The organism is Curtobacterium sp. B8, assembly GCF_000333315.1.
GTDB lineage: Bacteria > Actinomycetota > Actinomycetes > Actinomycetales > Microbacteriaceae > Curtobacterium > Curtobacterium luteum.
The window spans coordinates 1-10046 of the sequence record NZ_BACW01000236.1 but is presented as its reverse complement, the minus strand read 5'-3'; the positions used below and the strand labels follow the sequence as shown (position 1 = coordinate 10046).

Below are 10046 nucleotides of genomic sequence, written 5' to 3'. Positions count from 1 at the left end.
ACCCCGACCGTGGTGTGCTCCTCACCGGACGGCCGTACGCGTCGGGTGGGCGCTCGACGGCGAGGTTCCGCTGCCCGCGGCCGTCGTGCAGGCGTTCTTCCCGGGGGAGGGTGGCGGTCTCGCGATCGCCGACCTGCTCACCGGCGTCACGGCACCGTCCGGTCGCCTGCCCGTGTCCCTGCCGAGGGCCGCCGGCGCGCAGCCGTACACGTACCTGCACCCGCGGTTGGGCGGCCCCTCCGACGTGACCTCGGCGGACTCCACGCCCGTCCGACCGTTCGGGTTCGGGCTCGGCTACACGACGTTCGCGTACGAGGACCTGACCGTCGACGACAGCGTCCCGACCGGCGGCTCCTTCACCGCGTGCGTGACCGTCCGGAACACCGGCGACCGCGACGGCGAGGACGTCGTGCAGCTCTACGGGCACGACGTCGCCGCGTCGGTCACCCGGCCGCTCGTGCAGCTGCTCGGCTACGCGCGCGTGACCGTGCCGGCAGGGGCGTCCGTGCGGGTCCGGTTCGACGTGCCGGTCCAGCGGTTCGCGTTCTCCGACCGGGCGCTGCGTCGGGTCGTGGAGCCGGGGGACGTCCAGGTGTGGGTCGCGTCGCACGCCGCGGCGTCCCGGCCTGGAGGCGCGGTGCACACGGACGGGATCGTCGCGGTCGGTCGCGGTGCCGGTCCGGCGTCGCTGCCGGGGTCCGCCACCGAGCGCGCGGTCGTGCGCGTCACCGGGCCGGTCCGCGAGGTGCTGCCGACGGACCGGCGCACGGTGACGGCCGGCGTCGCCTGACGGCGCGCTGCGCGACGCCCCGGACCACGCTGCCTCGTGGTCCGGGGCGTCTCCCGTCGAGCGGCGGTCAGGCCGCGCGGCGGAGGGTCTCGCGCGGGTACTCGCCGTGCTGCTGCAGGTACGAAGCCGAGAAGCGTCCGGCGTGCCCGAACCCCCAGTGCTTCGCCACCTCGGCGATGCTCGTCGACGCCGGATCGCCCGCGAGCAGGTCGTCCCGCACCCGGTCGAGCCGCACCCGGCGGATGTACGAGTTCGGGGAGCAGTCGAAGGTCCGCTGGAAGGCGTGCTGCAGCGCCCGGAGGCTGAGCGACGCCACGCGTGCCAGGTCGGTGCTCGTGATCGGCAGGTGGCAGTGCTCGTGCACGTACTCGACCGCCCGCCGCAGGTGGGCGTTGCGGGGAAGGAGCAGCTCGTCCGGCAGGGTCTTCGACACCACCGGGTAGAGCTCGAGCAGCGCGAGCGCCCCGAGCCGGCCCATCTCCGCCTGCAGCAGCGGGGAGGCCTTGCCGTCCCCGACCGTGTGCGAGATGAGCCTGACCGCGTTCTGCCACACCTGCAGCGCGCGGTCGTCCGGGCGGACCCGGTGGTCGAGCGCGAGTGCGTCCGGCGCGGTCCCGCGCTCCCCGGCCACCTCCTGCAGTGCCGCCCGGTTCACCTGCACGAGCCGCTGGTCGTAGTCGCGGTAGTCGAACGCCGCACCGCCCTGCGGCCACAGCTGCGGGCGGCCGGGTTCCATCACGATCGGGTCGTCGTCCTGTGCCGTGATCGTCGCCCGGCCCCGGGTGGTCCACTGCACCACGAAGTCGTCCGACGGCGTCATCACGCCCGAGAGGTGCCCGTCGAACCGGATCGAACGGAGGGTCATCGAGTCGTCGCCGACGGCCCGGAACCCGAAGCGGAACGGTGCGTCCGTCCGGTCGGCCTGCCACTCGTTGCCCGCGTACGCCTCCGCGAGGAAGTCGCGCGCGACCTCGAGGTCGTCGCTCTGCGACGCGACCTGGACTCGGGTGGGGGTGCGTTCGGTCATGGGGGTTCCGGTGCAGCTTGCCTGGCGGCGGCCCGTCTGTCCGCTGAGCGCCGGAAACGGCCAGGCGAGGACGCCCCCAGTCCGGGGGTGGACCGGTCGGGATGCGCGATGGACCGTCGTCGCGGTCGTGGTCGCGGTCGGTGGCGTCCGGTCGGTGGCGTCCGGTCGGTCGGTCGCGTCCGGTCGGTGGCGTCCGGTCGGTCGCGTGCTGTCAGTGGCGGGCGAGGAACGGGTCGATCCGCGCCCACGTCGCATCAGGGGCCTCGAGGTGCGGCAGGTGCCCCGCCCCCGGCACGACCACGAACTCCGCCGCCGGGATCGCCGCCGCCACGGCACGCCCGTACTCCGGCGTCACGATCTGGTCGCTCTCCCCGAACACCACGAGCACCGGCACGTCGAGGTGCCCCAGGCGGTCCAGGAGGTCGGGGTCGCTCATCGACCGGCCGGCGACGACCGCCATCGTCGCGCCGTTCGACTGCTGGACGGCGCGCTGCTCGTCGGTGAGTGACATTGGGTCGACGTACCCGCGATCGGGGTCGTGCCAGGCGGCTTCCGCCAGCTGACGGGGGCTGAGCGAGAAGAAGTCCGCGATCGGCGCTCCGTCGACCACGGCCCCCACGCCGTCGATGTCGACCACGGCGCCGACGATGCCGGCGAAGCGCTCCTCGGACGCGGCGGTGAGCGCCATCTCGAGCGCGATCCAGCCGCCGATGGACGAGCCGACCAGCAGCACGTCCTGCTCGCCGTCCTCGCGCAGCTGTTCCAGGTACGCGACCGCGAGGGCGTGGATCGAGTCGATCGCCGCGGGACGCTCCGTGCCGTCCCAACCCGGGTGCGTCGGTGCGACCACGCGGAACGCGGACGCGAGGTGGGCGACGAGCGGCGCGACGGTCCTCGGGCCACCGCCGCCGTGGAGCACGAGTGCGGTGCGGTCCTGTGTGATGCCGGTGCTGGTCGTGGTCATGGTGCCTCCTGTATCAACATGTTTATCTACTGATGTTGATACCGTAGCACCATGGCGATCGACCTGGCAGCACTCGGCCTCACCCTGAAGCGCGCGCAGTACCGCAACCACCGCGCGGCGGAGCAGGCCCTGAAGGAGCAGGTGGGCGTGACCCTCGTGCAGTGGGACGCGCTGCGCGCCGTGGACCGGATGCCCCACGCCTCGGGGCACGACCTGGCCCTCGCGACCTTCCAGAGCGACCAGGCGTTCGGCGCACTGGCGGGCCGGTTGGTCGACCGCGGACTCATCACCAGGCGACCCGGGGTGGGGCGTCGGATCGAGCACGCCCTCACCGAGGACGGCCGCGCTGCGCTCGAGGCGGGGAGCCACGTCACCGAGGGTGTCCTCGCCGCGCTCTTCGCGCCGCTCACCGAGCGCGAGCACGAGGTGCTCGCCGGACTGCTCGCGAAGCTGCTCTCCGACGAGCCGGCCCCGTACCCGGCGAGCGGAGCGGACGCCGTACGCTGAGCCCGTGGTGGGCATGATCGTCCTCGTGGCGGCCGAGTACCTGGCCGACTCGCCCCTGTGGTTCCGCGGGGGATCCGAAGTGGGCCGATCGGACGTCGACGATCCTCCGGCGCTCGGGGTCAGCGCCGCCCTGCGGAACGACCTCCGCGCGTGGAACGACCGCTTCGAGCAGCTGTCGAGCCACGTGTTCGACGACCGCCGCGACCCGGTCGTCGCTCCGGACCCGACGCCGCCCGAGCTCTGGGACGCGCACCGGGTCGAAGCGTTCGAGCTGGCGGCCCGGGTCCAGCTCGAGCTCGGCGACGACGTCCACGTCTGGTGCGGCCCTGGTGGCGGGATGGACGCGGTGGCCGAGTGGGGCCCAGTTGTCGTCGTGCCGAGCGGGCATCGGGGGACCGACGTCGAGGTCCTGCACCACGGCGTCCGCGAGGTGCGCTCCGCGCGTGCGGCCGGCGCGCGCGAGGGGACCGCCAAGGCGATCGTCCACTGGCGCGCCCTGACGGAGCGCGTCGGTCTGCCCTTCGGTGACGCGGCGACGCGGGCCCTCGGGCTCCGGACCGCAGGACGTGTGCAGGCGGACCTCGGCTCGCGTGCAGGGGTCGGCTGCTGGTCCGGCTGGACGGGTCCGTACCGGTACGACGACCACGACTGAGCCCGGCACGATCGGCCCCGGATGTCCGCGGAGTGACGCAGTGGGGCGGCCGGACATCCGACTTGCGACGACGATGTCCGGGGATGGTGCGTGACGATCCGGCACTTCGTACCGTCATGGTCGAGAGAGCCACCGGAACCACCGGGGCCACCACCCGAGGAAGACCCGAGGAACCAGCCGTGACCACGATCGCCGACACCGACCTCCTGGTCGGACCGAAGAACGCACACCAGTCCGTGTCCTTCTCCGGACGTCACCACCGGAGCTCGTTCAGCGAGGTCCGCGCGGCACGTCGGCAGCGCACGCTCGCCATCGTCGCGATCAGCACCGGGATCCTCTCGGTCTCCGTGGCCGCATCGGCCGCCGTCGTGATCGGTCTCGGCGCGTGAGCACTCCGCTGCACGGTCGTCCGTCCCTCGAGGAACTCCGCCGCGATCCCCGCGAGTGGCACCGCCGCGGCATGACGCACCCCGCCGTGCTGCGGGCGATGGTCGTCGCGCGGGTCAACGGCCACGACGGCCCCGTCCAGGAACCGACCTACGCCGACTTCTTCAACGGCTGACCAGACAGAGCGCATGACGACTCCAACCCTGACCCCGGCACGCCCGGCGACCCCGACCGAGCACATTGCGGTCGAGGCCGCCGATGCCCTGTTCACCGAGCACGGCATCGTCCCGGTGGCCATGGAGGACGTCGCACGGCGGGCGGGCGTGTCCCTCGACGAGCTCGTGGCGGTGTACCCGACCCGGCACGACCTCGTCGTCGCGGTGCTGCAGCGGTGGCACGGGGCGTGGAGTGCGGCGCTCGACCGGATCGCGGCGGAGTCCGACGACCCCCGCGACGAGGTGCTCGGGGTGTTCGGGTACCTCGAGCAGTGCTTCGCCGAGGACGACTGGCGCGGCTGCGCGTTCATCAACCACCACGCCGAGCTCGGTCGGCAGGACCCGGCGATCGCCGAGCTGTCGCGCGAGCACTTCCGGCAGGTCGAGCAGCACCTCACCCAGGTCTGCTCCCGTGCCGGTCTCCCGGCGCACGTCGCCCAGGCGATCCTGCTCCTCGTCGAAGGTGCCCGTGTGGATTCCGCCGTCCAGCGGTCCGCGCAGCCCGCACGGACGGCCCGACTTGCAGCGGCGATGCTCATGTCCGTCTACGAGGCCGACCGCTCCGCCTGACACCGACGGGTACTCCGTGTCAGCATGAGGCGTGCTGACGATCGGGATCCTCGTCGTCGCCGGCCTGGTGGCAGGTGTCGTCGGCACGGCCGGCGGCATCACGTCCCTCGTGGCGTACCCGGTACTCCTCGCCGTCGGCCTGCCGCCCTTCGCGGCGAACGTCACGAACTCCGTTGCGCTCATCGGCAGCGGCGCGAGCTCGGCGTTCCGGGCCCGGTCGGTACTGCGTGACCGTCCGGTGACGATCCGACGTTGGATGCCCCTCACGGTCGGGGCGTCCCTGTGCGGCGCCGTGCTGCTCGTCGTCACCCCGGCGTCGCTGTTCGACCGGATCGTCCCGTTCCTGGTGCTCGCGGGCGGGGTGCTCGTCCTCGCGCAGCCGCTCCTCGACCGTCGTCGAGGAGGTGCTCGCACCCGGCCGGCCGTCGTCCTGCCGAGCGTCGCCGGGGTCGGGCTCTACAACGGGTACTTCGGGGCGGGGTCCGGCGTGCTCATGATCGCCGTGCTGCTGCTCACCGGCGAACCGAGCCTGCCACGGGCGAACGCGGTGAAGAACGTCCTGCTGGTCGCTGCGGACCTGCTGCCCGCGGTGGTCTTCGCGGTCTCGGGCCACGTGGTGTGGTCCGCCGCACTCGCGCTCGGCGCGGGCGCGGTCGTCGGCGGGCTCATCGGGCCGACGATCGCGCAGCGCGTACCGCACGGGGTGCTGCGGGTGGCCATCGCGGTGTGCTCGCTCGTGCTCGCCGTGGATCTCTTCGTCACGGTCGGCTGAGAGACGCCGACGGCCCCGCCCGACCAGAGGGTCGGACGGGGCCGTCACGGGTGAGCGGCGGATCAGCCCGCCGCGGCCCGGTACCGCTCGAGCACCTCGGGGTGCGGGTCCGCGGGGATCGTCGTCGTGGCGATGCTCCACGACGGCAGCGACCCGGAGAGGGCCCACGCAGCCTGCCGGGCAGCGCCCGCGGCGACGTACTCCCCGGGCTCCGGCAGTTCGACGTCACGCCCGAACACCTGCGCGGCGACGGCCCGGACGGCCTCGTTCCGCGCCGCACCGCCGATGAGCAGGAGGCGGCTCACCGCGACACCGGTCCGCTCGACGGCGGCCAGGCCGTCCGCGAGTGCGCAGAGCATCCCCTCGACGGCGGCGCGGGCGAGGTGCGCCCGGTCGGTCGTCGCGGGGGTCATCCCGACCAGTGAGGCGGTCGCGTCCGGCCGGTTGGGCGTCCGCTCGCCGACGAAGTACGGCACGAGGACGAGGCCGTCGGCTCCCGACGGCGCCTGCAGCGCCAGCTCGCCGAGCGCGTCGTGGTCGACGCCGAGGAGGCCGCCGATCACCTCGAGCACGCGCGCCGCGTTGAGCGTCGTGACGATCGGGAGGCGCGACCCGGCCCCGTCGGCGAAGCCCGCCACGGTCCCGCTCGGGTCCGTCACCTCGGTGTCGGTGACCCCGAAGACGGTGCCGCTGGTGCCGAGGGACACCGCGACGTCTCCGGGGCCGAGTCCGAGGCCGAGCGCTGCCCCGGCGTTGTCGCCGAGTCCCGCGCCCACGATCAGGCCGGCGCGTGCGACCGCACCGCCGGGCAGCTCGACGTCGCCGTCGAGCGTGCCCATGGCCTCGTCCGGCGCGACGACCCGCGGCACCACGACGGCGCCGTCCGTGCTCGCTCCGCCGCCGGCGACCCGCAGCCCACGCCCGAGGGCGGCCTCGAACAGCTCGCCGTCGTACTCCCGGCGCACCGGGTCCCAGTACGCCGTACCGCTGGCGTCGGAGCCGTCGGTCGCGAGGGCGTCGAGGTCGGGGCCGAGCGGGCTCTCGTCCGCCGGACCGAACCCGCGCAGCCGCCACGACAGCCAGTCGTGGGGAAGCGCCACGGCGGCGACCCGCGCGGCGTTCTCGGGCTCCGCGTCGCGGAGCCACCGCAGCTTGGTACCGGTGAACGAGGCCACCGGGACCAGACCCGTCCGGGCGACCCATGCCTCCCGGCCGAGTTCCTCGACCATCTGCGCGGCCGCGTCCGCGCTGCGCACGTCGTTCCACAGGAGCGCGTCGCGCACCACGTGACCGTCCGCGTCGAGCGCGACCATGCCGTGTTGCTGCCCGGCGACCGCAACGGCCGCGACGTCGTCGAACCCGCCGGCGTCCGCGATCGCGGCGCCGAGCGCGTCCCACCAGTGGCGGGGGTCGACCGACGTGCCGTCCGGGTGGGAGGCGCGCCCCTCCCGGACGACCGCGCCGGAGTCGGCGTCACGGATGGTCACCTTGCAGGACTGGGTCGACGAGTCGATCCCGGCGACGAAGGTCACCGAGCGCCCATGAGGTGCTCGATCGCCAGCTGCTGCAGGCGCACGAAGCCGAAGCCCTTGCCGCCGAAGTACGCGTCGGCGTCGAAGTCCTCGAACGCCGAGCGGTCGGCGAGGAAGTCGTCGTACGACTCGCCCGCGTTCAGCGTCGGGGTGCTCAGCTCGTCGACCTTGGCGGCGGACAGGGCCTCCTGCACCTCGGGGTCGGCGCGGAAGGCCTCGGCGCGCTCCTTGAGGAGGAGGTACATGCGCATGTTGGCCTTCGCCGAGTCCCAGACGCCCGTGATGTCCTCGGTGCGGCTCGGCTTGTAGTCGAAGTGGCGGGGTCCGTCGTACGCCTGGCCACCCTGCGGGGCGCCGTGCTCGAGCAGGTCGACGAGCGAGAAGGCGTTCTGCAGGTCGCCGTGACCGAACACGAGGTCCTGGTCGTACTTGATGCCGCGCTGGCCGTTGAGGTCGATGTGGAAGAGCTTGCCCTGGTAGAGCGCCTGGGCGATGCCGGCCGTGAAGTTGAGCCCGGCCATCTGCTCGTGGCCGACCTCGGGGTTGATGCCGAAGAGCTCGGGGCGCTCGAGCGTCTCGGTGAAGGCGATCGCGTGGCCGAGGGTCGGCAGGAGGATGTCGCCGCGGGGCTCGTTCGGCTTCGGCTCGATGGCGAAGCGGATGTCGTAGCCCTTGTCGGTGACGTACTGGGCGAGCAGGTTCACGGCCTCGCGGTAGCGCTCGAGCGCGGCCTGCACGTCCTTCGCGGAGTCGTACTCGGAGCCCTCGCGGCCGCCCCACATGACGAAGGTCTTCGCGCCGAGCTCGGCGGCGAGGTCGATGTTGCGGAGCACCTTGCGGAGCGCGAAGCGGCGCACCTGGCGGTCGTTCGAGGTGAACCCGCCGTCCTTGAAGACCGGCGCCGAGAACAGGTTCGTCGTGACCATCGGCACGATGATGCCGGTGGAGTCGAGGGCGCCCTTGAGGCGGTCGATCTGCGCCTGGCGCTCGGCGTCGGTCGAGCCGAACGCGAACAGGTCGTCGTCGTGGAAGGTCAGGCCGTAGGCGCCGATCTCGTCGAGCTTCTCGACCGCCTCGACCACGTCCAGCGCGGGACGGGTGGGGCCACCGAACGGGTCGGACCCGTTGTAGCCGATGGTCCAGAGACCGAAGGAGAACTTGTCGTCGCGGGTGGGCGTCGTTGCCATGGTGGATCACCGTTCGTCGTCGAAACAAAATGTTGCCGCGCCCAACATAAGCGGTAGTGTTGACTCTGGCAAGACGTGATCGCAAAGGAGCGAACGAATGGCATCGGACCGACTTCGAGTGGCGATGGTGGGCCACGGTTTCATGGGAGCCGCCCACTCGCAGGGGTGGCGGACCGCCCCGAGGTTCTTCGACCTCGGGGTCGAGACCGAGATGGCGGTGGTCGTCGGGCGTGACGCCGAACGGACCGAGGCGTCGCGCCGGCAGTACGGCTGGCAGACCGCCTCGACCGACTGGCGTGCGGCCGTGACGGACCCCGACATCGACGTGGTCGACATCTGCTCGCCCGGCTCCTCGCACGTCGAGGTCGCGATCGCCGCGCTCGAGGCCGGCAAGCACGTGCTGTGCGAGAAGCCCCTCGCGAACTCGGTCGCGGAGGCCGAGGCGATGACCGCGGCCGCCGCCGCTGCGCGGGCGTCGGGCGTCCGCTCGATGGTCGGCTTCAGCTACCGTCGCGTGCCCGCCATCGCGTTCGCGAAGCAGCTGGTGGAGGCCGGGAGGCTCGGCACCGTCCGGCAGGTCCGCGCGCTCTACCTGCAGGACTGGTTGGCAGACCCCGAGGGACCGATGACCTGGCGACTCGACAAGTCGCTCGCGGGCTCCGGCTCGCTCGGTGACATCGGCGCGCACGCGATCGACCTCGTGGAGCACGTCACGGGAGCGTCGCTCGCCACGGTGTCCGGCACGCTCGAGACCTTCGTGACGGAGCGCCCGCTCATGGCCGAAGGGGTCGGACTGTCCGGCACCGCCTCGTCCGAACGCGGGCAGGTCACGGTCGACGACGCCGCTTTCTTCACCGCGCGGCTCGCCGGCGGCGCAGCCGACGGGGCGATCGGCACGTTCGAGGCCACGCGCTACGCGACCGGCCGGAAGAACGGGCTCACGCTCGAGATCAGCGGGTCCGACGGCGCGATCCAGTTCGACCTCGAGTCGATGAACGAACTGCGGTTCTACGACGCGACGGCCCCGGCGGGGGAGCAGGGCTTCCAGCGGATCATCGTGACCGAGCCCGAGCACCCCTACATGGCGGCCTGGTGGCCGACCGGGCACCTCATCGGCTACGAGCACACCTTCAGTCACGAGGTGAAGGACTTCGTGCAGGCGATCGTCGCGGGCGAGGACCCGTCCCCGTCCTTCGAGGAGGGCCTGCACGTGCAGCGGGTACTCGACGCGGTCGAGCGCAGCGCGGCCGACGGCAGCGCCTGGACGGTGATCTGATGGCCGCGGCGCGTCGCGCACTGGTGGTGCGTGGTGGGTGGGACGGGCACATGCCGGTCGAGACCACCGACCTGTTCGTCCCGTTCCTGCGGGACAACTGCTTCGACGTGCAGGTGTCGGAGTCGACCGCGGTCTACGCCGACGACGCCGTGATGGCGGACGTCGAC

The 10046-nt window shown here is 72.7% G+C and carries 11 protein-coding genes and 1 pseudogene; 8 read left to right on the top strand and 4 right to left on the bottom strand.

All coding sequences use genetic code 11. The features are described 5' to 3' along the window. A pseudogene (locus I59_RS05945) lies at window positions 1-790 on the top strand (fibronectin type III-like domain-contianing protein); the annotation flags it as partial. 67 nt (window positions 791-857) lie between these two features. Here I59_RS05945 and I59_RS20715 read toward each other — a convergent pair. Next, the gene (locus I59_RS20715) at window positions 858-1817 is read right to left on the bottom strand and encodes an AraC family transcriptional regulator (protein WP_022903078.1); all 960 of its coding nucleotides are present in this window, start codon (window positions 1815-1817) and stop codon (window positions 858-860) included. 211 nt (window positions 1818-2028) lie between these two features. After that, on the bottom strand, window positions 2029-2781 hold the full coding sequence (locus I59_RS05935; RefSeq protein ID WP_022903077.1) for an alpha/beta fold hydrolase: 753 nt from the start codon (window positions 2779-2781) through the stop codon (window positions 2029-2031). A 51-nt stretch (window positions 2782-2832) separates the two neighbouring features. Between I59_RS05935 and I59_RS05930 the strand changes: the two genes are divergently transcribed. The 6 genes from I59_RS05930 to I59_RS05905 all read left to right on the top strand — a co-directional run bounded on the left by I59_RS05930 (window position 2833) and on the right by I59_RS05905 (window position 5884). Then, the gene (locus tag I59_RS05930; RefSeq protein WP_022903076.1) at window positions 2833-3288 is read left to right on the top strand and encodes a MarR family winged helix-turn-helix transcriptional regulator; all 456 of its coding nucleotides are present in this window, start codon (window positions 2833-2835) and stop codon (window positions 3286-3288) included. Between the two features lie 4 nt (window positions 3289-3292). Next, window positions 3293-3940, top strand: coding sequence for a hypothetical protein (locus I59_RS05925; protein WP_031273071.1), 648 nt, complete (start codon window positions 3293-3295; stop codon window positions 3938-3940). 179 nt (window positions 3941-4119) lie between these two features. After that, window positions 4120-4329 (top strand): hypothetical protein, encoded by a 210-nt coding sequence (locus tag I59_RS05920; RefSeq protein ID WP_022903074.1) that lies wholly within the window; start codon window positions 4120-4122, stop codon window positions 4327-4329. Beyond that, window positions 4326-4502, top strand: a complete 177-nt coding sequence (locus I59_RS22660) for a hypothetical protein (RefSeq protein ID WP_022903073.1) — start codon at window positions 4326-4328, stop codon at window positions 4500-4502. The genes I59_RS05920 and I59_RS22660 overlap by 4 nt, the downstream gene beginning before the upstream one ends. 13 nt (window positions 4503-4515) lie before the next feature. Next, window positions 4516-5112: a TetR/AcrR family transcriptional regulator gene (locus I59_RS05910; RefSeq protein ID WP_022903072.1), complete on the top strand. Its 597-nt coding sequence runs from the start codon at window positions 4516-4518 to the stop codon at window positions 5110-5112. Window positions 5113-5143: 31 nt separating this feature from the next. After that, window positions 5144-5884: a sulfite exporter TauE/SafE family protein gene (locus tag I59_RS05905; protein ID WP_022903071.1), complete on the top strand. Its 741-nt coding sequence runs from the start codon at window positions 5144-5146 to the stop codon at window positions 5882-5884. Between the two features lie 62 nt (window positions 5885-5946). Here I59_RS05905 and xylB read toward each other — a convergent pair whose 3' ends face one another. Then, a complete protein-coding gene (gene xylB, locus I59_RS05900; protein WP_022903070.1) occupies window positions 5947-7416 on the bottom strand; it encodes a xylulokinase in 1470 nt (489 codons plus the stop codon). After that, window positions 7413-8603: a xylose isomerase gene (xylA, locus tag I59_RS05895; RefSeq protein WP_022903069.1), complete on the bottom strand. Its 1191-nt coding sequence runs from the start codon at window positions 8601-8603 to the stop codon at window positions 7413-7415. Before xylA ends, xylB begins: the two co-directional genes overlap by 4 nt. A 97-nt stretch (window positions 8604-8700) precedes the next feature. On the opposite strand from xylA, the gene I59_RS05890 reads away from it, so the two are divergent. Then, window positions 8701-9879, top strand: a complete 1179-nt coding sequence (locus tag I59_RS05890) for a Gfo/Idh/MocA family protein (protein ID WP_022903068.1) — start codon at window positions 8701-8703, stop codon at window positions 9877-9879. The last annotated feature ends 167 nt before the right edge of the window (window positions 9880-10046 follow it).